Raw genomic sequence first — 23,174 nt, forward strand, 5'->3', positions numbered from 1 at the left:
GGGCGCAGCAGGCTGATCGAAAGCTAGAAGTCGCTCAGCAACTGGGCGGCGGGGTGTTGCCGCCCGGAAGGTATCAGCGGGCCGTGGCCAGCTCTTGTTGGACGCTGCCGACGGTACGTGGCCAAGGTTTACCAGCCTGGACCTTGGCTGGCAAGTTCTTGATTGCCGCAGCGGCGGCGTCGCGGCTGGCGAAGTTGCCGTAGGTGACGACGTACAGCGGCTTGCCCTGCAGGTTTTTCTTGAAGTAGCGATAGTCGCCACCCTGCGCCTTGACGAACGACTGGGCCGACGCCTCGGAGCTGGTGCCGAAGATCTGCACCACGTAATTGCCCGGTTTCTGGCCCGCATACCAGCTGCTGTTGCCGGCGCTGCCTGCGGCGGGTTTCTCGGCAGGCTTGCTGGCGGGCTTGGCGCTGGCGACCTGGGTGGGGGCCGGGGCCGGCTTGGAAGGTGCAACCGGTTTTGCCGGTTGGGTTGCGACAGGCTTAGATACAGGCGCAACCGGCTGCACCGGAGCGCTGGTCACCGGCTGGGCAGGGGCCGGTGCCGGGCTGGCGGTGGCACCTTGCGGCGGCGCGATGGTGGTCACGGTCGGCGGCACGGCGGCTGACGGCGCGGCAGGCTGCAGAGCGGTATCACCCGCAGGCCCACCCTCTTCGCCCTCGCCCATGCCGGCGGCCTGGGCCAGGGGCTCGCGCATCACCGGCTGCGACTGGCCGACCAGCGGCAGCGGCATCGGCTGCGAGGAGCCGGAGAACTCGATGGCGGGCGCGCCGCCGTTGCCGCCCTGCCCCAGTGGCAGTTGCGCCTGGGCGGCCGGCGCTTCGGTCGGGGCCTTGTCGCCCTTCTTGGGCATCAGGACCGCCGCGCCAACGGCGACCACGACCACTGCGGACAACGCGAGCACATGTTTCTTAGGCATTTTGAACCCCATGGATGGTCGCTTGACCGTTGTACGGCTGGCGATCATGGCTTCGATCAAGGTATCGCGGGCGACCTGGTTGATGTTCCCAGGCCAACCGTCGGAGTTTTCGTGGATGTCGACGATCTGCTCGGCGCTGAACACCTCGATGCCCCGGCCTGCACCTTCCAGGCGCTGCTCCAGGTACTCGCGGGTCTCTTCCTCGCTGTACGGGGCCAGCTCGATGACATGGAAGCGCTCGCCATCGGCATTAAGCTCCTCCAGTCCGGCGATCAGCGAAGGTTCGCCGAACAGGAACACATGCGGGCGCCCTTCGGCCACGCCTGCCGCCAACTCCAGCAACGCTTGGAGTGCCGACTCGTCGAGTTGTTCCGCGTCGTCCACCAACAGATAGACTTCCTGGCCGGTCAGCGCCAACTGCACCACCTGCGACAGGATCGCCTGCACCTCCGGCTGCGCCACGTTCAGCGACTGCGCCACCTGGCCCAGCACGCTGGCCGCGTCACTGGCGCCACGGGCGGACACCACCACGCTCTGCACCGACTGCTTGTTGGTACTGGCCACCAGGGCCTGGCGCAGCAGGGTCTTGCCGCTGCCCACCGGGCCGCTGACCACCAGCATCAGCTGGCTGTAACGCGCCAGGTGATGCAGCTGGCCCAGCACCGGCTTGCGCTGGGCGGGGAAGAACTTGAAGCCGGGCACCCGCGGTGCGAACGGATCGTGGCTCAACTGGTAATGGTCGAGGAACGCCTCATCGGCATGCAGACTGGTCATTGCGTTGTCACAACCTCAAAGCTGGGCCACGATCGCGCGGTAATCCGCCGCCAGGGTGGCCTGAAGAATCTCTGTCGAATAGTCGTCGGTGACGACGGCCTCGCCCAGCTGGCGCAGCAGCACCAGGCGCAGGCGTCCGTCGAGCACTTTCTTGTCGACCGCCATGTGCTCCATGAAATGCGCCGGGGTCATTTCCTGTGGTGGCACCACCGGCAATCCTGCGTCCTGCAGCAGGCGAATTCCGCGATCGCGCGCCGGCTGGTCGATCCAGCCCAGGCGCATGGACATTTCCAGGGCCATGACCGTGCCCGCCGCCACGGCTTCGCCGTGCAGCCAGACGCCATAGCCCATGTGTGTTTCGATGGCATGGCCGAAGGTATGGCCAAGGTTGAGCGTGGCACGCACGCCCGATTCGCGCTCATCGGCGCCGACCACGGCGGCTTTGGCCGCGCAGGAGCGGCGGATGGCTTCTGTCAGGGCAACGGAATCCAGGGCGCGCAGCGCCTGCATATTGTCTTCGAGCCAGGCGAGGAACGGCTTGTCGCAGATCAGGCCGTACTTGATGACTTCGGCCAGGCCTGCGGACAGCTCGCGCTCGGGCAGGGTCTTCAGGCTGGTGGTGTCGATCAGCACCGCGTTGGGCTGATAGAAAGCGCCGACCATGTTCTTGCCCAACGGGTGGTTGATGCCGGTCTTGCCGCCCACCGAAGAGTCCACCTGGGACAGCAGCGTGGTCGGCACCTGGATGAAGTCGACGCCGCGCTGGTAGCAGGCCGCGGCAAAGCCGGCCATGTCGCCGATCACGCCGCCACCGAGGGCAACCACGGTGGTGCGACGGTCATGGCGGGCGGTGAGCAGGGCGTCGAAGATCAGCTCCAGGGTTTCCCAGTTCTTGTGGGCCTCGCCGTCAGGCAACACCACGGGCAGCACCGAATAGGCGCCCAGGGTCTTGCTCAGGCGTTCGAGGTACAGGGGCGCGACGGTCTCGTTGGAGACGATGGCGACCTGCCGCCCGGCAATGTGCGGCGCCAGCAGTTCAGGCTGGTCCAGCAGGCCTTCGCCAATGTAGATCGGGTAGCTACGTTCGCCCAGGTCGACCTTAAGTGTCTGCATGTATCCCCACAATGTGCTTGGACGCGGCGGCGGTGCAGCCTCGCGCGGTGACGTTCAACCCCGTCTCGGCGTTGGTCGCCGAGGATAGACCCCGCTCAGCGGGGCGGCAACTTCTGCAGGCGCTCGAGAATGTCGAGCACCACCATGCGTGGTGGCCGTTCGTCGGTTTCCACAACCAGGTCGGCGATTTCGCGATAAAGCGGGTCGCGCGCCTCCAGCAGGGCACGCAACGTGGCTTCCGGATTGGCGGTGCGCAACAGCGGTCGGTTGCGGTCACGGGAGGTGCGTCCCACCTGCTGCTCCACCGAGGCGTGCAAGTAGACCACCCGTCCGCCGGCGCGCAGCGCCGCACGGTTGGCATCGCGCATCACCGCGCCGCCGCCGGTGGCCAGGACCACGCCATCGAGCGCGCTGAGCTCGGCAATCATCGCCTGCTCGCGGTCACGAAAGCCCGGCTCGCCTTCCTTGTCGAAGATCCACGGGATGTTGGCGCCGGTTCGCAGTTCGATTTCCTTGTCGGAATCCTTGAACAGCAGGCGCAGCTCTTTGGCCAACAGGCGCCCGATGGTGCTTTTACCAGCGCCCATGGGCCCCACAAGTATCAAATTTCGCACAGAATCAACGACTCACAGCAATCGCCTGGTCACTCATGATACGCGGAGTCAGGAAGACCAGCAGCTCGGATTTTTTCTCTTGTAATGCATCGCGTCGAAACAGCCGTCCAACATACGGCAGATCGCCAAAAAATGGCACCTTGTCGACCACTTTGTTCTGCGACGTCGAGTACACGCCACCAATCACAATGGTCTGCCCATCGGTCACCCGCACCTTGGCGTTGACCTCGTTCTTGCGGATCGGCGGCACATCGTTGAGGGCATTGATGAAGTCCGGCTCGTCCTTGGTCACCCGCACCGCCATGATCACCTTGTCGTCCGGCGTGATCTGCGGCGTCACCTCCAGCGACAGGGACGCCTCTCGGAAAGAAACCGACGTGGCGCCACTGCGGGTGGTTTCCTGGTAGGGCACTTCGGTGCCCTTGAGGATGCGCGCGGTTTCCTTGTCGGCCGTGACCACCTTGGGCTGGGAGATGATCTCGCCATTGCCGCTTTTTTCCATGGCGCTGAGCTCCAGATCCAAAAGTATGTCGCTGCGCAGCAAGCCCACACCGAGTCCGGCAGCGGCGCGTTCGACTCCGAGGTCGACGAACAGGTCGCCGCCCAACTGGCGGTCTGTGCCATAGAGAGGGCCACCCCAGCGCACGCCCAAGGCCTTTTCGTAATCAACATTGGCCTCGACGATCCGTGCCTCGATCATGACCTGGCGCACCGGCACATCCAGCTGCGCGACCAGCCTGCGCAGTTCGGCGAGTCGGGCGGCAGGCTGGGTGGCTACCAGTGTATTGGTGCGGGCGTCCACACCGAGGCTGCCGCGCCCGGCCAAGGCACCGTCGTCGGCCAGGCTCGCCAGCAGAAGCTCCGCCAACTCGCCGGCCCCGGCATGGAAGACAGGGATCAATTCACGCTGCAGGGGTTCTAGCAATACTTCCTGGCGCATGCCCTGGACCTGTCCGGCGAGCTCCGCCACGGGGGCAACCAGCAGCACATTGCCCTCCTGGCGCCTCCCCAGCCCTTTGCTGCGCAGCACCAGGTCAAGCGCCTGATCCCAGGGCACACCCTCCAGACGCAAGGTGATCCGCCCTTGCACCGAGTCGCCGGCCACCAGGTTGATACCCGCGTAGTCGGCCATGACCTGAAGCACCGAACGCAGTTCGACATCCTGAAAGTTGAGCGACATCGGCTCACCCTGAAACGTCTCGGACTGTGCCATCTGAAGCCCCAGCATCAATAGCGCGCCGCTCAACCATTGCCTCGGTCTCATCCCTGACCACTCCTTGTTCACGCTTTCCAAGAACCAGATGCCTGGGACGTGCTTGCCAGCGCCCATCGATGTAGATCCGTTCCTGGACCTCCACCCGGTCGACCTCGATGGCCACCACGACAGCCTCTTCGAGCCCCAGCCGCTCGCCTTCCGCGATCCGGTACAGGCGACCCGCGGAGCGCAGTAATGCCTGTCGCTGTCCCGCCCGGCAGAGACTGCCGACCATCTCCAACCGTGCCAAAGGGATGTGCGCCAGCCCACTGCCCTCTTTCGCAAGCAACCAGGCCCGAAACGGATCGAATGCCGTCCTCGACAAGACTGCCTGGGCCGGCTCATCCGCCAATGACGCCGGGACCGGCAACTCTTCCCCAGGGTGGTAGGCATGCAGTCGTAACTGAGCATCAACTCGCCCGCCCCCCTCATCTTTCAGTGCCAGCCTGAGCCGCTCCACGCTCAACAGACGCAATTGCCGTAGCCATTGCTCCAGCCACAGGCGCAACGCCGGATACGGCCCCGACACCGCGATTTCCAGCGGTTGCACTCGATACACTGAAGCCTGCTGCGCCTGCTGCACCTCGACTTGCTCGAATACCAGGCCATGCTCATGTCCCGATAACGCCAGCTGGTCGAGCAGCTCACTCATGCCCTCCCCCACAGCCAGCCGCCATCGTGCCGCCTGCAAAAGCGTCCGTGTATGCTCGAGCGCCTGCTTTTCAACATCCAGTTCGACGAGGCGCGCCCTTCGCCCCTCCAGTTCGTCCTGTAGCTGGAGCTGTAGCCGGACAGACTCGGCATGCCCCTGAACCGGATCACGCAGACGAACCAGGTAGCCCACGCAAGCGACCATGAGCGCGAGCGACAGGCACACAATGAACCTCACCACTCTCGACAGGCCAGCCAGCACCTGCCAGTCGAGGGGCCACAGGCGGTTCACGACTCGCCCGCCAGCAATCGCGCCGCCAGCAGGAACTCGTCACCCTGGACATGACGCCTGAGATGTACGAGTTCGAGGTCCCGCACCATGCCCACTTGCTCCAGATCGCGCATGAACCGGGCGACCACCGACGCAGAGGCTGCCAGACCGCCCAGGCGCAAACGCCCTGCCTCGACATCCACCTCCGTCAAGCGAGCACCTTCTGGCAGGGCCTGCTCAAGGGCGAGGAACAGGCCGGGCATCTGCGACCGCCCAGCGCCCAGTGCGGACACTGCGGCATGCTCGGCCTGCAGCGCCACCCGCCTGCCGCGCAACTGGTCGATCTGTCTCAATGTGGCATCGAGCCGCCCAAGTTCCGCCTGATACGAGGCAACGACCAGTGATTGCCTGACCAGACGCGACCGCGCCATCTGATCGAGCCATATGACCCCGCACAGCGCCATTACCAGGGTGACAACCAGCATGATCTGAAATCGTCGCACAACCCTGGCCCTGCGCTGCTCACGCCAAGGCATCAGGTTCAGTCTCGCTATCATGCCCGGCCTCCCATTGCCAGCCCGCAGGCCAAAACCATCGCAGCTACGCGCAGGCCATTCATTTCCAGCAGGCCGGTCAGAGGGCGCGGGCAACCCACCTGGCATTTCACGCCCAAGTGCTCTCGCAAATACGCCGCGCGGCCTTCATCGGCAGCGCAGCCGAACAGGGCAACTTCGTCTGCGGGCGCCTGCTCACCCAATCGCCAGAGGCTATCGACAGCCTCATCCCATTGCCCCGGCGAGCCCAAGGCGAGCCGCTGGCGCTGCGGCGCGGGCCTGCCGTGCCAGCGGTGCATGACCACTTCGCCCGGCTCCAACTGCAGCAGCACAGCTCCGCGAGCCGGCACCTCAGGCAACAACGCTCGCCGTAGCGCGAAGCTGTCCACCTCCACGGCCTCAAGCTGCAATCCGGCCCTGGAGAACACCCGCTCCAGCGGATCGAGCTGGCTTTGCCGGCAGGCCACCACCAGTACCTCGAACTGCCCGGGATCGTCGGCGCATACCCCCTGCACCCAGAAGTCCAGGGCCAGGTCCTCCAGCGGGAAGGGGAACAGTTGCTCGGCCTGTGCCAGCACGGCTGCCTCGACCTCAAGGTCGGCGAGCCCGGCAGGTAACCGGCAAACCTTGCAGATGACCTGGGAGGCGGGCAGTGCCAGGGCGACCCGGAACTGCCTCGTCCGGCATTGAACATGGGCCCGCCGCAACCCCATGACCAGCCCTTCTGCCTCGTCGGATACGGCGCAGCCAGGCAGCGCAGGCTCGAAGCGCTCCTGCGCCCACCCCTGCACGCGCCAACCGCCGCGCTGGCGGTGCAGATGCAGCATCCGTATGGAGCCGGAGGCAATTTCCACCCCCAGCAGTGAACCGGCGTCCCTGCCAAAGCGTCCAAGCATGGCTGTTCCTTCCTGGTCATCGGCAGCCCGCGCCGTTGCGGCGCGAGCGGTCGTCCCGCGCCCCGGGCGGTCACCCGGAGGGACGAAAAATGCTTATAATGGCCAGCGTTTTTCTGTCCGCCGGCCCCGCGCGCAACCCACTCCTCAACCTGGACACCCAAAAGCCTTGATACGTCTGCTGAAGTTCTTCTGGTGGTCTCTCGTCGCCGTCATCTGTGCGCTCGTGCTCGGTGTGAGCGGTGCGTTTCTGTATCTTAGCCCCAGCCTGCCCTCGGTCGAGTCGCTCAGAAGCGTCCAGTTGCAAATCCCCCTGAGGGTGTACAGCAGCGACGGCAAGCTGATTGCCGAGTTCGGCGAGATGCGGCGCTCGCCGATCAAGTTCCAGGAAATTCCCCCACAGTTCATCCAGGCGCTTCTGTCCGCCGAGGACGACAATTTCCTCAACCACTACGGGGTCGACCCGAGCAGCCTGATGCGCGCGGCATCGCAGTTGCTCAAGTCCGGGCATATCCAGACCGGCGGCAGCACCATCACCATGCAGGTGGCGAAGAACTTCTTCCTCACCAGCGAGCGCAGCTTCTCGCGCAAGACCAACGAGATCCTGCTGGCCCTGCAGATCGAACGCGAGCTGACCAAGGACGAGATCCTCGAGCTCTACGTCAACAAGATCTACCTGGGCAACCGCGCCTATGGCATCGATGCCGCGGCGCAGGTGTACTACGGCAAGTCGATCCGCGACGTGAGCCTGGCGCAGATGGCGATGATCGCAGGTCTGCCCAAGGCGCCATCGCGCTTCAACCCGCTGGCCAACCCGGTACGCGCCAAGGAGCGCCGCGACTGGATCCTCGGGCGCATGTACAAGCTCGGCAAGATCGACGAAGCCAGCTACCAGGCGGCCCTGGCCGAACCGCTGAACGCCAGCTACCACGTGCCGACTCCGGAGGTGAACGCCCCCTACGTCGCCGAGATGGCCCGCGCCGAGATGGTCGGCCGCTACGGCAGCGACGCCTATACCGAAGGCTTCCGCGTCACCACCACGGTCCCGAGCGACATGCAGCAGATGGCCAACAGCGCGGTGCTCAACGGCCTCAGCGAGTACGACGAGCGCCACGGTTACCGCGGCCCCGAGGCACGCTTCCCGGGCAAGACGCGCGCGGCCTGGTTGCAGGAACTGGGCAAGCAGCGCCCCCTCGGCGGCCTGGAGCCGGCCATCGTCACCCAGGTCGAGAAGACCGGCCTGAAGGTGATGACCCGCGGCGGCCTGGAAGAGAATGTGGCCTGGGACACCATGAAGTGGGCCCGCCCGTACCTGAGTAGCAACTCGCAGGGGCGTTCGCCACAGTCGCCCGCCGACGTCGCCCAGGTCGGCGACCTGGTGCGCCTGCAGCGCCTGGAAGACGGCAAGCTCAAGTTCAGCCAGGTGCCCGGTGCCCAGTGCGCCCTGGTCACCCTCGACCCTTACAACGGCGCCATCCGCGCCCTGGTCGGCGGCTTCTCCTTCGAGCAGAGCAACTACAACCGCGCCATGCAGGCCAAGCGCCAACCGGGCTCGAGCTTCAAGCCCTTTGTCTACAGCGCCGCGCTGGACAACGGCTACACCGCCGCCAGCCTGGTCAACGACGCGCCGATCGTGTTCGTCGACGAGTACCTGGACAAGGTCTGGCGTCCGAAGAACGACACCAATACCTTCCTTGGCCCGATCCGCATGCGCGAGGCGCTGTACAAGTCGCGCAACCTGGTCTCGATCCGCCTGCTGCAGGCCATGGGCGTGGACCGCACCATCGACTACATCGCCAAGTTCGGCTTCAACAAGCAGGACCTGCCGCGCAACCTGTCGCTGGCACTGGGCACAGCGACCCTGACTCCGATGGAGATCGCCACCGGCTGGAGCACCTTCGCCAACGGCGGCTACAAGATCAGCCCGTACCTGATCGAGCGCGTCGAAAGCCGCAACGGCGAAACCCTGTTCACCGCCAACCCGGCACGGGTGCTCCAGGGCAGCCAGGACCAAGCCGGCCTCGCCGCCCCCGAACAGGCGATCAGCGTCGCGCCGATGCCGGGCGAAGCACCGTCGGCCCTGGGCCAGGTCGCCCCGGCACCGCAGGTACCCGCCGTGGCCGAGCAGATCATCGACGGCCGCACCTCGTACATTCTCACCAGCATGCTGCAGGACGTGATCAAGCGCGGCACCGGCCGCCGCGCCCTGGCCCTCGGCCGCGCGGACCTGGCGGGCAAGACCGGTACCACCAACGAGTCCAAGGACGCCTGGTTCTCCGGCTACAACGCCGACTACGTCACCACCGTCTGGGTCGGCTTCGACCAGCCGGAAACCCTGGGCCGACGCGAGTACGGCGGCACCGTGGCGCTGCCGATCTGGATGAGCTTCATGGGTGCGGCACTCAAGGACAAGCCCGAACACGCCCCGGCCGAGCCCGAAGGCATTCTCAGCCTGCGCGTCGACCCGGTCAGCGGCCGCGCCGCCACGCCGGGCACACCCAATGCCTACTTCGAGCTGTTCAAGGCCGAGGACTCGCCGCCGTCCGTGGACGAGCTGGGCAATGGCGCGGCACCAGGCAGCCCGCTGCCGGCGGACGAAGCGGCGCCGATGGATCTGTTCTGACCAGGTAAACGACAAACCTCAAAGGCAACTTCGATCCTGTGGGAGCGGGTTTACCCGCGAAGGCTTCAGCGAAGCCAACGATGCTTTCGCGGGTAAACCCGCTCCCACAATGGCTTCGGTGAATCCAAAAGCAAACAAAAAGCCCCGACTCTTACGAGCCGGGGCTTTTTCATGACGCTACGACCGGATCAGCCGTTGAACACGTCATCCACGCTTTTCAGCGGGTAGTGCTTCGGATACGGCAGGGTGGCCACGCCGGATTCGATGGCGGCCTTGGCCACGGCATCGGAAACCACGGTGATCAGACGGGCATCCAGCGGCTTCGGAATGATGTACTCGCGACCGAACTCCAGACCTTGCACACCGTAGGCTTCGCAAACTTCCTTGGGCACCGGCAGCTTGGCCAGGTCCTTCAGGGCGATGGCGGCGGCAATCTTCATTTCTTCGTTAATGCGCTTGGCGCGAACGTCCAGGGCACCGCGGAAGATGAACGGGAAGCCCAGTACGTTGTTGACCTGGTTCGGGTAGTCGGAACGACCGGTGGCCATGATCACGTCGCTGCGGGTGGCGTGAGCCAGTTCCGGAGCAATTTCCGGGTCCGGGTTCGAGCAGGCGAACACGATCGGGTTGGCGGCCATCGACTTCAGGCCTTCGGCGCTCAGCAGGTTCGGACCGGACAGACCGACGAACACATCAGCGCCGTCCAGGGCATCGGCCAGGGTGCGCTTGTCGGTGGCGTGGGCGAATTGGGCCTTGTACTGGTTCAGGTCGTCGCGGCCAGCGTGGATCACGCCGCTGCGGTCGATCATGAAGATGTTCTCGACCTTGGCACCCATGCTTACCAGCAGCTTCATGCAGGAGATGGCAGCGGCACCGGCGCCCAGGCAGACGATCTTCGCCTCCTCGAGCTTCTTGCCGGCGATTTCCAGGGCGTTGATCATGCCCGCGGCGGTAACGATGGCGGTACCGTGCTGGTCATCGTGGAACACGGGAATGTCGCACTGCTCGATCAGGGTGCGCTCGATCTCGAAGCACTCAGGCGCCTTGATGTCTTCCAGGTTGATGCCGCCGAAGGTGATGGAGATGCGGCGAACGGTGTCGATGAAGGCCTGCGGGCTCTCCGACTCGACTTCGATATCGAACACGTCGATACCGGCGAAACGCTTGAACAGAACACCCTTGCCTTCCATTACCGGCTTGGAGGCCAGCGGGCCGAGGTCGCCCAGACCGAGGATGGCGGTGCCATCGGAGATCACCGCAACCAGGTTGCCCTTGCCGGTGTACTTGTAGGCCAGCTCCGGATCACGGCCGATCTCGCGCACGGGTTCGGCGACGCCTGGGCTGTAGGCCAGGGCGAGGTCACGGGCGGTGGCGGTGGGCTTGGAGAGCTCGACGCTCAGTTTCCCCGGACGGGGCTGGGCGTGGTATTCGAGAGCGGCGGTTTTCAGGTCTGACATGATGGGCATTCCGCTGTTTACTGTTCTGACGGACCGCCGAGGATACGCAAAGAGCCGGGGGGCGACAAGACTGCCCGGTCACTATGTGTCAAGGCCTTTGGCCTACGACTTTACGCTATAACCCACGGGGCTTACGGAAGCCAGTGTGTACAATCCAGCATAAGAATGTCTACAACTATTTAGCCTGGAACAGTCGCCAGCATGCTCGGATCGGTCAATGGCAACAGCCAGCGTCGCTGCCCGGGCTTGAGCCCGCCCTTGCGGGATCGATCCAGCACCCAGCCACGCGCCTCGACCTGGCGTCCCTTGAGGTTAGCGAAGAAGCTGGCGGGAAAGCGCTGCTGCAGACGAGCGGGAACCTGCAGCACTACCGCATCGTCGAGCTCCAGCCAGATACCGCCGCGGTTGCGCTCGATACCCTTGATCTGGCCGCCGATCACGGCAAAACCGGACTGCCTGACATCCCCCGCACGTACAACCGGCGACTGTCGCCACAACGCGGTTCCGGCGTTGCGCGCCTGCTGCTCGGCCTGTTGCTGACAGCCCGACAAGGCCACGTTGGGGGCGATGGCGACCCGGTAACCGAGGCCTTCGCTGAGCAGTTGTGCTTCGAGATTGTCGCCAGTACGGCTATAGATGTGCGCCAGGGTACGGCCGTACTTGTCCTTGGGCTCTTCGCCCGGAACCAGGCCGACGCGGCCATCGCTGGCCTCGACCAGCGCCTGCAGGCGCCGCTTCGCGGCCTCGGCGTAGGGCTCGCTGGTGCGACCCTTGCGACCGATCTCGGGCGCATTGATGCCGATCAGCCGCACATTGCGCCCGTCACTCAGACGCAGGGTATCGCCATCGACCACCTGGCGCACCGTCACCTGCTGCGGCTGCTCGGGCAACGGACAGAAAGCCTGGGCCGGAAAATACCAGATCGCGCCCACAAAAAAGGCGCCCACAAGGGGCGCCTTCTTTTGCAGCAACGCGAACCTCGAAAGATTCGCCATGCGCATGATTACTTCTTGGCACCGAACATGCCGAAGCGATCGGCGAACTTCTGTACGCGACCACCGGTGTCCAGGACTTTCTGCTTACCGGTGTAGAACGGGTGGCACAGGTTGCAAACGTCGATCGCCAGGACGCTGCCCAGGGTCGAACGGGTTTCAAACTTGTTGCCGCAGCTGCAGGTGACTGCAACTACTTCGTAGTTCGGATGAATATCTGCTTTCATGGTCACTTCCTCGAGCTGCGTGCCGCCACCCAACACCTATTGTTGAATACCGCACGTAATTAGGCGGCGAATAATACCAGAGCACGGCCGCAGCGCAAGTTGTCGCTTGCACCGACCGTCGTCTGCTAGGCTCGCCTGATTTGTGAAATGCCCTCCAGAGACCTTCCGCGTGTCCGACGTCATCCTGCGCCTTGCCCTGCCCTCGCCCCTGCGTCGCCTGTTCGACTACCGGGCGCCCGCGAGCATGGCGCGCCAGGCACTGACACCCGGCATGCGCCTGCGCGTGCCGTTCGGCCGCCGCGAGATGATCGGCGTGCTGGTGGAGGTCGCCACGCACAGCGAAGTCCCCGCCGACAAGCTCAAGCCGGCCAGCGCCCTGCTCGACCCGGTTTCGCCCGTGCCTCCCGCACTGTTCAAGCTGTGCCTGTGGACAGCCCAGTACTACCAGCACAGCCTGGGCGACACCTTGAGCTGGGCCCTGCCGACCCTGCTGCGCCAGGGCGAGCTGGCCGAGGCGCGCCAGGAGCGCTTCTGGCACGTCGCCCCCGGCGCACGCCTGGAGGACCCGCGCATCGCCCGCGCCCCGCGCCAGCGCGATGCCCTCAAGACCTTGTCGCAGCACCCCCACGGCGTGGCCCACAGCCTGTTGAGCAAACTCGGCCTGAACAAGGACAGCCTCGACCTGCTGCTGGCCAAGGAACTGGTGACCGTCGAGATCCGCCGTCACCTGCCCGCCGCACGCCACGAGCACTGGCTGGCCCAGCCGGAGCTGCCGCTCAACGAGGAGCAGCGCGCGGCGTTCGAGGCGGTGCGCGCAGGCTTCGGCGCCTTCCACGCCTACTTGCTGGCCGGCGTTACCGGCAGCGGCAAGACCGAAGTCTACCTGCAGCTGATCCGCGAAACCCTCGAAGCCGGCAAGCAGGCGCTGATCCTGATCCCCGAGATCAATCTCGGCCCGCAGACCCTGCAACGCTTCGAGCAGCGCTTCAACGCCCGCATCGCCCTGCTGCACTCGGCGGTGGGCGACCGCGAGCGCCTGGACGCCTGGCTGGCGGCCCGCGACGGCGACGCCGACATCATTATCGGCACCCGCTCGGCGCTGTTCACGCCAATGAAGAACCCGGGCCTGATCATCATCGACGAGGAGCACGACGGCTCCTATAAACAGCAGGAAGGCCTGCGCTACCACGCCCGCGACCTGGCCGTCGTCCGCGCCCACCAGGAGAACATCCCGATCCTGCTGGGCTCAGCCACGCCGTCGCTGGAAAGCCTGCACAACGCCCATAGCGGCCGCTACGGCCTGCTGCGCATGAACCAGCGCGCCGGCGGTGCCAAGGCACCACGCTTCCTGCGCCTGGATGTGCGCAGCCTGCCGCTCGACAGCGGCATCAGCGGCCCGCTGCAACAGGCTATCCGCCAGACCCTGGAGGCTGGGCAGCAGGTGCTGGTGTTCCTCAACCGCCGCGGCTTCGCCCCGACACTGCTGTGCCATGACTGCGGCTGGCTCTCTGAGTGTCCGCGCTGCGATGCGCGAATGACCGTGCACCAGCGCTCCGCCGTGCTGCGCTGCCACCATTGCGGCTACGACGAACGCCTGCCATTGCAGTGCCCACAGTGCGCCCACGTCGACCTGCGCCCGGTGGGGGCCGGTACCGAGCGCGCCGAAGAGCGGCTCAAGGTGCTATTCCCCGACTACCCGATCCTGCGCGTGGACCGCGACAGCACCTCGCGCAAGGACGCCATGCACAACCTGTTCGCCACCATCCAGCGCGGTCAGCCGAGCATCCTGGTCGGCACCCAGATGCTGGCCAAGGGGCACCACTTCCCCCGCGTCACCCTGGTTGCGATTCTCGATGCCGACGGCGGACTGTTCTCCGGCGACTTCCGCGCCAGCGAGCGCATGGCCCAGCTGATCGTCCAGGTCGCCGGTCGCGCCGGACGCGCCGAGGAACCGGGCAAGGTCATCGTGCAGACCCACCTGGCCGACCATCCGCTGCTGGTGCAACTGACCGAGCAGGGCTACTTCGCCTTCGCCGAGCAGGCCCTGAGCGAACGTCGCGCCGCCGGCCTGCCGCCGTTCGCCCACCTGGCCCTGCTGCGTGCGGATGCGCACAAGCCGGGCCAGGCCGAGAGTTTCCTCGACGAAGCCTGCGCCGCCGCCGAGCGGGTCATGGCCGAACAGGGCCTGCACGGCATCGAGCTGCTGGGGCCGGTCCCGGCACCCATGGAACGACGGGCGGGCCGGTTCCGCGCGCAACTATTGCTCCAGGCCAATGCCCGGGCTCAGTTGCATCGACTGATCAGTGCCTGGTTGCTAGTGTTGGAGCAGATGCCATCGGGGCGGCAGGTGCGCTGGTCGCTGGATGTCGATCCGGTCGACCTTTACTGACTGTTTCAGGGTTGTCGTGGGAGCGGGCTTGCCCCGCGATGGCGTCATCGCGGGGCAAGCCCGCTCCCACGCCGACAATGGCTTGTGCCCCAAAAGGTTGGCAACCCGCCCCCGGCAACGGATAATGCCCAGTTTTTCCACCTGCGCATCGAAGCGCTCACCGCGCTTGCGGTCGAAAAGAGAATCCCATGAAAGACACCATTCGCCAGCTGATCCAGCAAGCCCTCACCCAACTCGTCGCCGACGGTGTGCTGCCTGAAGGGCTGACGCCGGCGATCCAGGTGGAAAACGCCCGGGACAAGACCCACGGCGACTTCGCCAGCAACATCGCCATGATGCTGGCCAAGCCAGCCGGCATGAAGCCCCGCGACCTGGCCGAAAAACTCATCGCCAGCCTGCCGGCCAGCCCCGACATCACCAAGGTCGAAATCGCCGGCCCCGGCTTCCTGAACTTCTTCCAGAACACCGAGGCCCTGGCCACCCGCCTCGACGCCGCCCTGGCCGACGAGCACCTGGGCGTGCGCAAGGCCGGCCCGGCCGAGAAGGTGGTGATCGACATGTCGGCGCCGAACCTGGCCAAGGAAATGCACGTCGGTCACCTGCGCTCGACCATCATCGGCGACAGCGTGGCCCGCGTGCTGGAATTCCTGGGTGACAACGTCATCCGCCAGAACCACGTTGGCGACTGGGGCACCCAGTTCGGCATGTTGATGGCCTACCTGCAGGAAAACCCGATTACCAGCGACGAGCTGTCTGACCTGGAAAACTTCTACCGCGCAGCGAAAAAGCGCTTCGACGAATCTGAAGAGTTCGCCACCCGCGCCCGCGGCCTGGTGGTCAAGCTGCAGGCCGGCGACCCGGACTGCCTGGCGCTGTGGACGCGCTTCAAGGACATCTCGCTGTCGCACTGCCAGAAGACCTACGAGCTGCTCAACGTCAAGCTGACCATGGCCGACGTGATGGGCGAGAGCGCCTACAACGCCGACCTGGCCAACGTGGTCGCCGACCTCAAGGCCAAGGGCCTGCTGGTCGAGGACCAGGGCGCCCAGTGCGTGTTCCTCGAGGAATTCAAGAACGCCGAGGGCGAGCCGCTGCCGGTGATCGTGCAGAAGGCCGACGGCGGCTACCTGTACGCCACCACCGACCTGGCCGCCGTGCGCTACCGCAGCAACAAGCTCCAGGCCGACCGCGCCCTGTACTTCGTCGACCAGCGCCAGGCCCTGCACTTCAACCAGGTGTTCGAAGTGGCCCGCCGCGCCGGCTTCGTCGGCCATCCGATGAAGATGGAGCACATGGGCTTCGGCACCATGAACGGCGCCGATGGCCGCCCGTTCAAGACTCGCGATGGCGGCACCGTCAAGCTGATCGACCTGCTCACCGAAGCCAAGGACCGCGCCTACGCGCTGGTCAAGGAGAAGAACCCGTCGCTGGCCGAGGACGAACTGCGCCACATCGGCGAGGTGGTCGGCATCGGCGCGGTCAAGTACGCCGACCTGTCCAAGCACCGCACCAGCGACTACAGCTTCAACTTCGAGCTGATGCTCAACTTCGAAGGCAACACCGCGCCGTACCTGCTGTACGCCTACACCCGCGTGGCCGGCGTGTTCCGCAAGCTCGGCAAGGGCTTCGACGAAGTCGACGGCAACATCGTCCTGCAGGCAGCGCACGAGCAGGACCTGGCCGCGCGCCTGGCGCAGTTCGGCGAGATCCTCAACAACGTCGCCGAAAAAGGCACGCCGCACGTGCTGTGCAGCTACCTGTACGACCTCGCCGGCCTGTTCTCCAGCTTCTACGAGAACTGCCCGATCCTTTCCGCCGAAACCGCCGAACAGCAGCAGAGCCGCCTGCGCCTGGCTGCCCTGACCGGCCGCACCCTCAAGCAGGGCCTGGAACTGCTCGGCCTGGAAACCCTGGAGCGCATGTAAGTTGGCTGCAAAGAAGAAACCCGCACCCAAGCGCGGCGCCAGCCGCTCCCAGCCGCCTGCCAGCAAGCAGCCGATCCCGGGCTGGGTGTGGCTGGCGGTCGGCCTGACGGTCGGCGCCTTCATCGTCTTCCTGATGAAACTCGAGCCCGGCGGTGACGACATCAAACGCACCAAGCCCGAGCAGCACAAGCCGGAGAAAGTCGCCGAGGCGAGCAAGACCACCACGCCGACACCACAGCAGCCGGTGAAGCCGAAGTACGACTTCTACACCCTGCTGCCGGAGTCGGAAGTGATCGTGCCGCCCGAGGCCGTGCCTGAGAAGACCCCACCGGTACCGGCGCAGCCGCCTGTGCCGAGCACGCCGGTCACGCCAGCGGAAGCGGCGAAGATCGACACCGCCCGCGCCCAGGCCGCGCTGCTGGGGCAGACGCCGCCACCGCCGCCACCAGTGATCAAGCCGGCGGCCACCACGCAGTTCTTCCTGCAGGCCGGCTCGTTCCGCAAGCAGGCAGATGCCGACAAGGTTCGCGCGCAGATCATCCTGCTCGGCCAGGCGGTCAAGGTGGAGTCGGGCACGGTCAAGGAAGAAACCTGGTACCGCGTGATGGTCGGCCCGTTCAGCAACCGCGAGCAGCTGACCGTGGCGCAGAAGCAACTGGCCGGTGCGGGCTTCAGCAACCTGCTGCTGCAACAGCGGCGCCAGTAACGAACAAGGCCTTGCCGCACTCCGCGACAAGGCCTTTTTTCATACCCGGCGACGCTCGGCGTTGACCTGGGAGATCTGGCTGTTGAGCGTCCAGAAGTCATACAGCACACCCAGCAGGAACAGACCGCCGGTGAACAGGTAGATCAAGGCACTGATCCACTTGCCCTGGTACAGCCGGTGCACGCCGAAGATGCCCAGGAAGGTCAGCAGGATCCACGCCAGGTTGTAATCCACGCCACCCGACTCGAAGCGCATGTCCGCCTCGCGGTCCATCGACGGGATCAGGAACAGGTCGATCAGCCAGCCAATACCCAGCAGCCCGAGGGTGAAGAACCAGATCGTCCCGGTGATCGGCTTGCCGTAGTAGAAACGGTGCGAGCCGGTGAAACCGAAGATCCACAGCAGATAGCCGAGGACCTTGCTGTGGGTGTCGTGCGAAGGGGCACCCTGTTGATAACCATTCATTCGAAGCCCTCGTGGGATAGCCGAAAATTTTCTAACGAAAAATGTGACTTTTTCGTTTTGACCCGACATATGGTACGTGGCTGTGCGACCAACGGATCAGAATTTGATCAAAAAGCTGTTATAAAGTTGCGCGCCAACACTTATAAAGAGCTTCATCTATGCCACCTTTCTTCAAGACATGGCTGACCCTCTGCCTTTTATTGCCCCTGGCCGCCCACGCCACCAACCGTGAGCAACGACTTCCAAGCGGATTCACCGGTTACACGACCAACGCCGATACCACGGTGAAACGCGCCCCGATCCAGTACCGCAGCACCACCAGCCTGCGCGCGCGCCCGGCCAATGCGGCCAAGCAGCACGCCGTGGGCATGCAGGCGGTGGCGATGTCGCCCAAGCAAAGCAGCGAAGTGCTCAGCCGTGCGGTGAACGTGCTCGGCACGCCCTATCGCTGGGGCGGCAGCAGCCCGAAGAAGGGCTTCGACTGCAGCGGCCTGGTCAAGTATGCGTTCAACGATGTGGCGGATGTCGACCTGCCACGCACCTCCAATGCCATGGCCCAGGGTCAGGGCGTCAAGGTGGCCAAGGGCGACCTCAAGCCAGGCGACCTGATCTTCTTCAACATCAAGAGCCGTCGGGTCAACCACGTCGCCATCTACCTGGGCAACGACCGCTTCATCCACGCGCCGCGCACCGGCAAGCGGGTGAGCATCGACAGCCTGGAGAAGCCTTACTGGCAGAAGCACTACGTGGTAGCCAAGCGCGTGCTGCCCAAGCAGCAACAGGCGCTGAGCCTGGCCAAACGCTGAAACCCCAATCGCGAGACAAATCGCACCGGCGCACCGCCGCTCCCACGGACCAGGCAAGGCTGGCATGGGAGCGGGCTTGCCCCGCGATCGTTTTAAGACGTATCGATTATCCCCCGCGCCTCCAGCGCCTGCAGCGCCCCCTCCATCGTGCACATCCCCACCGCCGCACCAGCCTGCATCAGCGAATGGATCTGCGCCAGGCGCCCCTCGCGGATCAGGTTGCGCACCGCAGGCGTCGCCACCAGCACCTCCCGCGCCGCGACACGCCCACCGCCTGATCGCCGAACCAGCACCTGCGCGACCACCAGCCGCAGGGAGTCAGCCAGCATGCTGCGCACCGGCGGTTTTTCCTCCGGCGCGAACACCTCCACCAGCCGGTCGATACTGTTCACCGCCGACCGCGTATGCACCGTGGCCAGCACCAGATGCCCAGTCTCCGCGGCGCGCAACGCCAGGCGAATGCTGTGCAGATCGCGCAGCTCGCCGATCATGATCACATCCGGGTCCTGACGCAGGGCGCTGCGCAGGGCCTGGGCAAAGTCACGGCTATGCAGGCCGATCTCACGCTGGTTGACCAGGCTGCGCTGACTGCCGTGGATGAACTCGATCGGGTCCTCGAGGGTGACGATATGCAATGCGTATTCGCGGTTGAGCCGACCGATCAGCGCCGCGAGGGTGCTCGACTTGCCGCTGCCGGTGGCACCACCGACCAGGACCAGGCCATCCCGGTACCGGGAGATGATTTGAAACACATCCACCAGTTCAAGTGCCTCCAGACAGGGCACGCTCGCGGGGATCAAACGTACGCTGGCACTCGGACCATTGCGCTGGCGGAACAGGTTCAGCCGAAAACGCCCCAGTCCATCCAGGCTCACCGCCAGGTCCAGCTCATCCCCGGCCGCCCACTGCCGCCGCTGCTCGCTATCAAGCAGACCCGCCATCCCGTCTTCCAGCGCCCCTGCCGTCAGCAGCGCAAGGTCCAGGCGCTGCAACACCCCATCCACACGCAGCAGCGGCCGCTCGCCAGCAGCCAGATGCAGGTCGCTGGCACCGACGGCCAAGGCCCGGCCCAACAGGTCGGTCACATCCATGAGACTCCCCAACGGCGATCAAGCAGGTAGAATGCCGCAGACCCCCAAAGCCGTCGGCGACGAACCATGTCCACCCTAGCAGACAACATTGGCGCCATTGCCACCCGCATCGACAGCGCGGCCAGGGCCGCCGGACGCGACCCGGCCAGCATCCAGCTGCTGGCAGTGAGCAAGACCAAGCCCGCCAGCGCGATTCGCGAGGCCTACGCCGCCGGGCTGCGCGATATGGGCGAGAACTACCTGCAGGAAGCCCTGACAAAACAACAGGCGCTTTCCGACCTGCCCTTGATCTGGCACTTCATCGGCCCCATCCAGTCGAACAAGACCAAGGCTATCGCCGAGCATTTCGACTGGGTACATTCCGTGGACCGCCTGAAGATCGCCCAACGTCTCTCCGAGCAGCGCCCTGCTGGCCTGGCGCCGCTGAACATCTGCCTGCAGGTCAACGTCAGCGGCGAGGACAGCAAGTCCGGCTGCATGCCCGACGAGCTGCCGGCCCTGGCCCAGGCGGTGAACGCTTTGCCCGGCCTGCGCCTGCGCGGCCTGATGGCGATTCCGGAGCCGACCGAGGACCGCGCTGAACAGGAGGCCGCCTTTGCCATCTTGCGCCAGCTCCAGAAGCAGCTGGGCCTCGGCCTGGACACCCTGTCGATGGGCATGAGCCATGACCTGGAAGCCGCGATCGCCCAAGGTGCGACCTGGGTCCGCATCGGCACCGCCCTGTTCGGTGCCCGCGACTACGGACAGCCCTGAATCCATGCTTAACTCACTCTTTCCCTCAAGGACCTGACATGAGCAAGACTCGTATTGCCTTTATCGGTGCCGGCAACATGGCCGCCAGCCTGATCGGCGGCCTGCGCGCCCAGGGCCTGGACGCCGCGCAGATCCGCGCCAGCGACCCGGGTGCCGAAACCCGCGCGCGGATCCAGGCCGAACACGGCATCGAAACCTTCGAAAGCAACGCCCAGGCCATCGAGGGCGTGGACGTGATCGTGCTGGCGGTCAAGCCGCAGGTCATGAAGGCGGTCTGCGAAACACTGAAGCCGAACCTGAAGTCCGGCCAGCTGGTGGTGTCCATCGCCGCCGGCATCACCTGCGCCAGCCTGCAGGCCTGGCTGGGCGCGATCCCGGTGGTGCGCTGCATGCCCAACACCCCGGCGCTGCTGCGTCAGGGCGTCAGCGGCCTGTACGCCACCGGGGAAGTGTCGACCGAGCAGCGCCAGCAGGCCGAACAGCTGCTATCGGCTGTCGGCACCGCCTTGTGGCTGGACGAAGAACAACAACTGGATGCCGTCACCGCCGTCTCCGGCAGCGGCCCGGCCTATTTCTTCCTGCTGATCGAAGCCATGACCGCCGCCGGCGAGAAACTCGGCCTGCCGCGTGAAACCGCCTCGCAACTCACCCTGCAGACCGCCCTGGGCGCCGCCCGCATGGCGGTTGCCAGCGACGTCGACGCCGCCGAGCTGCGCCGCCGCGTAACCTCGCCGGCCGGCACCACTGAAGCGGCGATCAAGTCGTTCCAGGCCAGCGGTTTCGAGGCGATCGTCGAGCAGGCACTTCAGGCCGCGGCGAAACGTTCCGCCGAACTGGCCGAACAACTGGGCAAATAAGGAGCCATTGATGAATGCATTGTCCGGCGCCGCGATCTTCGTGGTGCAAACCCTGGTCAGCCTGTACCTGGTGATCGTCCTGCTGCGCTTCGTGCTGCAGCTGGTCAAGGCCGACTTCTACAACCCGCTGAGCCAGTTCGCCGTGCGCGCCACCCAGCCGCTGCTCAAGCCGCTGCGCCGGGTGGTCCCCAGCGTCGCCGGCCTGGACACCTCCTCGCTGCTGCTGTCGATCCTGATCCAGGCGCTGCTGATGGCCTTCGTGCTGATGGTCACCTACGGCACCTTCGGCGACATACTGCACCTGCTGATGTGGTCGATCCTGGGCATCACCTCGCTGTTCCTGAAGATCTTCTGGGTGGCAATGATCGTCATGGTCATCGTCTCGTGGGTCGCGCCGAACAGCCACAACCCGGCCGCCGAACTGGCCTACCAGATCAGCGAGCCGGTGCTGGCGCCGTTCCGCCGCCTGGTGCCGAACCTCGGCGGCATGGACATTTCGCCGATCTTCGCCTTCATCGCCATCCAGGTGATCCAGTCGTTCCTGATGCCCCAGCTGGCGGCCTACGCCGGCATGCCACAAGAGCTGTGGCGGATGATCTGACCCGCCCTGCATCCAGCGGCAAGCCTTTGCTTGCCGCTGGGGGTAGCGCTCTTTAGACTTACGCCTCCGTCAAGCGTGAGCAGGGTCGATGTCCACTGTCCTTCCCGAAGATTCCGTCGGTCTGGTAACACCGCAGATTGCCCGGTTCGATGAACCGCTGGCCCTGGCTTGTGGCCGCTCCCTGGCCTCGTACGAGCTCATCTACGAAACCTATGGCACCCTCAACGCCGCCGCCAGCAATGCCGTGCTGATCTGCCATGCGTTGTCCGGCCATCACCATGCCGCCGGCTACCATGCCGCCACCGACCGCAAGCCGGGCTGGTGGGACAGCTGCATCGGCCCCGGCAAGCCGATCGACACCAACCGCTTCTTCGTGGTCAGTCTGAACAACCTGGGTGGCTGCAACGGCAGCACTGGTCCCAGCAGCCTCAACCCGGCCACCGGCAAGCCCTACGGCGCCGATTTCCCGGTACTGACCGTGGAGGACTGGGTGCACAGCCAGGCGCGCCTGGCCGACCGCTTAGGTGTACAGACCTGGGCCGCCATCGTCGGTGGCAGCCTCGGCGGCATGCAGGCCCTGCAGTGGACCATCACCTACCCGGACCGCGTGCGTCACTGCGTGGATATCGCCTCGGCGCCCAAGCTGTCGGCGCAGAACATCGCCTTCAACGAAGTGGCGCGCCAGGCCATCCTCACCGACCCCGAGTTCCACGGCGGCTCGTTCCAGGACCAGGGCGTGATCCCCAAGCGCGGCCTGATGCTGGCACGCATGGTCGGCCACATCACCTACCTGTCCGACGACTCGATGGGCGAGAAATTCGGTCGCGAGCTCAAGAGCGACAAGCTCAACTACGACTTCCACAGCGTCGAGTTCCAGGTCGAGAGCTACCTGCGCTACCAGGGCGAGGAGTTCTCCGGCCGCTTCGACGCCAACACCTACCTGCTGATGACCAAGGCGCTGGACTACTTCGACCCGGCCGCGGCCCATGGCGGCGACCTGGCCGCGACCCTGGCCCATGTCACGGCGGACTACTGCATCATGTCGTTCACCACCGACTGGCGCTTCTCGCCGGCCCGCTCGCGGGAGATCGTCGACGCCCTGATGGCCGCGCGCAAGAACGTCTGCTACCTGGACATCGACTCGCCCTACGGCCACGACGCCTTCCTCATCCCGACGCCCCGCTACATGCAGGGTTTCGCGAACTACATGAACCGCATCGCCCTCTGAGGACAGC

The 23,174-nt window shown here is 65.4% G+C and carries 21 protein-coding genes; 9 read left to right on the forward strand and 12 right to left on the reverse strand.

Translation table 11 applies throughout. The features are described from left to right. Nucleotides 1-73: 73 nt before the first annotated feature. The 7 genes from DMX06_RS05335 to pilM all read right to left on the reverse strand — a co-directional run bounded on the left by DMX06_RS05335 (nt 74) and on the right by pilM (nt 7,050). The gene (locus DMX06_RS05335; RefSeq protein ID WP_110735325.1) at nt 74-1,696 is read right to left on the reverse strand and encodes an AAA family ATPase; all 1,623 of its coding nucleotides are present in this window, start codon (nt 1,694-1,696) and stop codon (nt 74-76) included. Between the two features lie 15 nt (nt 1,697-1,711). Continuing rightward, nucleotides 1,712-2,809: a 3-dehydroquinate synthase gene (gene aroB, locus DMX06_RS05340; protein WP_110735327.1), complete on the reverse strand. Its 1,098-nt coding sequence runs from the start codon at nt 2,807-2,809 to the stop codon at nt 1,712-1,714. 95 nt (nt 2,810-2,904) lie between these two features. Continuing rightward, entirely contained in the window at nt 2,905-3,423 is a 519-nt protein-coding gene (gene aroK / locus DMX06_RS05345; RefSeq protein WP_028689109.1) for a shikimate kinase AroK, read from the reverse strand. A 4-nt stretch (nt 3,424-3,427) separates the two neighbouring features. Then, the gene (locus tag DMX06_RS05350; RefSeq protein WP_258378807.1) at nt 3,428-4,636 is read right to left on the reverse strand and encodes a type IV pilus secretin PilQ; all 1,209 of its coding nucleotides are present in this window, start codon (nt 4,634-4,636) and stop codon (nt 3,428-3,430) included. Next, entirely contained in the window at nt 4,608-5,621 is a 1,014-nt protein-coding gene (locus tag DMX06_RS05355) for a pilus assembly protein PilP (RefSeq protein ID WP_110735331.1), read from the reverse strand. The genes DMX06_RS05350 and DMX06_RS05355 overlap by 29 nt, the downstream gene beginning before the upstream one ends. After that, on the reverse strand, nt 5,618-6,085 hold the full coding sequence (locus tag DMX06_RS05360; RefSeq protein ID WP_181427781.1) for a PilN domain-containing protein: 468 nt from the start codon (nt 6,083-6,085) through the stop codon (nt 5,618-5,620). The genes DMX06_RS05355 and DMX06_RS05360 overlap by 4 nt, the downstream gene beginning before the upstream one ends. Nucleotides 6,086-6,153: 68 nt before the next feature. Beyond that, a complete protein-coding gene (gene pilM, locus DMX06_RS05365) occupies nt 6,154-7,050 on the reverse strand; it encodes a type IV pilus biogenesis protein PilM (protein ID WP_110735335.1) in 897 nt (298 codons plus the stop codon). Nucleotides 7,051-7,216: 166 nt separating this feature from the next. On the opposite strand from pilM, the gene DMX06_RS05370 reads away from it, so the two are divergent. Further along, nucleotides 7,217-9,670 carry a penicillin-binding protein 1A gene (locus DMX06_RS05370; protein ID WP_110735337.1) on the forward strand — a complete coding sequence of 818 codons (2,454 nt, stop codon included), beginning with the start codon at nt 7,217-7,219 and terminating at the stop codon, nt 9,668-9,670. Nucleotides 9,671-9,858: 188 nt separating this feature from the next. Here DMX06_RS05370 and DMX06_RS05375 read toward each other — a convergent pair whose 3' ends face one another. From DMX06_RS05375 to rpmE, 3 genes are all read right to left on the reverse strand, one after another. Then, nucleotides 9,859-11,127 (reverse strand): malic enzyme-like NAD(P)-binding protein, encoded by a 1,269-nt coding sequence (locus tag DMX06_RS05375; protein WP_110735339.1) that lies wholly within the window; start codon nt 11,125-11,127, stop codon nt 9,859-9,861. Nucleotides 11,128-11,306: 179 nt separating this feature from the next. Beyond that, on the reverse strand, nt 11,307-12,128 hold the full coding sequence (locus tag DMX06_RS05380) for a thermonuclease family protein (protein ID WP_110735341.1): 822 nt from the start codon (nt 12,126-12,128) through the stop codon (nt 11,307-11,309). 2 nt (nt 12,129-12,130) lie between these two features. Next, nucleotides 12,131-12,346, reverse strand: coding sequence for a 50S ribosomal protein L31 (gene rpmE, locus DMX06_RS05385; RefSeq protein WP_110735343.1), 216 nt, complete (start codon nt 12,344-12,346; stop codon nt 12,131-12,133). Between the two features lie 169 nt (nt 12,347-12,515). Here rpmE and DMX06_RS05390 point away from each other — a divergent pair, with 169 nt between their 5' ends. From DMX06_RS05390 to DMX06_RS05400, 3 genes are all read left to right on the forward strand, one after another. Then, complete coding sequence (locus DMX06_RS05390) at nt 12,516-14,735, forward strand: primosomal protein N' (RefSeq protein ID WP_110735345.1); 2,220 nt, start codon at nt 12,516-12,518, stop codon at nt 14,733-14,735. A gap of 188 nt (nt 14,736-14,923) precedes the next feature. After that, on the forward strand, nt 14,924-16,660 hold the full coding sequence (gene argS / locus DMX06_RS05395; RefSeq protein ID WP_110735347.1) for an arginine--tRNA ligase: 1,737 nt from the start codon (nt 14,924-14,926) through the stop codon (nt 16,658-16,660). 1 nt (nt 16,661) lies between these two features. Then, nucleotides 16,662-17,366, forward strand: coding sequence for an SPOR domain-containing protein (locus DMX06_RS05400; RefSeq protein WP_110735349.1), 705 nt, complete (start codon nt 16,662-16,664; stop codon nt 17,364-17,366). Between the two features lie 39 nt (nt 17,367-17,405). On the opposite strand, the gene DMX06_RS05405 is transcribed toward DMX06_RS05400, so the two are convergent. After that, a complete protein-coding gene (locus DMX06_RS05405; protein ID WP_023630210.1) occupies nt 17,406-17,831 on the reverse strand; it encodes an NINE protein in 426 nt (141 codons plus the stop codon). Nucleotides 17,832-17,989: 158 nt separating this feature from the next. Here DMX06_RS05405 and DMX06_RS05410 point away from each other — a divergent pair, with 158 nt between their 5' ends. Further along, nucleotides 17,990-18,637: a C40 family peptidase gene (locus tag DMX06_RS05410; RefSeq protein WP_110735351.1), complete on the forward strand. Its 648-nt coding sequence runs from the start codon at nt 17,990-17,992 to the stop codon at nt 18,635-18,637. Between the two features lie 92 nt (nt 18,638-18,729). On the opposite strand, the gene DMX06_RS05415 is transcribed toward DMX06_RS05410, so the two are convergent. Continuing rightward, nucleotides 18,730-19,728 (reverse strand): type IV pilus twitching motility protein PilT, encoded by a 999-nt coding sequence (locus DMX06_RS05415; RefSeq protein WP_110735353.1) that lies wholly within the window; start codon nt 19,726-19,728, stop codon nt 18,730-18,732. A 66-nt stretch (nt 19,729-19,794) separates the two neighbouring features. Between DMX06_RS05415 and DMX06_RS05420 the strand changes: the two genes are divergently transcribed. From DMX06_RS05420 to metX, 4 genes are all read left to right on the forward strand, one after another. Further along, entirely contained in the window at nt 19,795-20,481 is a 687-nt protein-coding gene (locus DMX06_RS05420; RefSeq protein WP_110735355.1) for a YggS family pyridoxal phosphate-dependent enzyme, read from the forward strand. Nucleotides 20,482-20,519: 38 nt separating this feature from the next. Further along, on the forward strand, nt 20,520-21,338 hold the full coding sequence (gene proC, locus DMX06_RS05425; protein ID WP_110735357.1) for a pyrroline-5-carboxylate reductase: 819 nt from the start codon (nt 20,520-20,522) through the stop codon (nt 21,336-21,338). A 10-nt stretch (nt 21,339-21,348) separates the two neighbouring features. After that, nucleotides 21,349-21,939: a YggT family protein gene (locus DMX06_RS05430; protein ID WP_110735359.1), complete on the forward strand. Its 591-nt coding sequence runs from the start codon at nt 21,349-21,351 to the stop codon at nt 21,937-21,939. An 88-nt stretch (nt 21,940-22,027) separates the two neighbouring features. Continuing rightward, nucleotides 22,028-23,167 carry a homoserine O-succinyltransferase MetX gene (gene metX, locus DMX06_RS05435; RefSeq protein WP_050707359.1) on the forward strand — a complete coding sequence of 380 codons (1,140 nt, stop codon included), beginning with the start codon at nt 22,028-22,030 and terminating at the stop codon, nt 23,165-23,167. Nucleotides 23,168-23,174 lie beyond the last annotated feature (7 nt).

This window comes from Pseudomonas mosselii (genome assembly GCF_003205295.1).
Lineage (GTDB): Bacteria > Pseudomonadota > Gammaproteobacteria > Pseudomonadales > Pseudomonadaceae > Aquipseudomonas > Aquipseudomonas mosselii_B.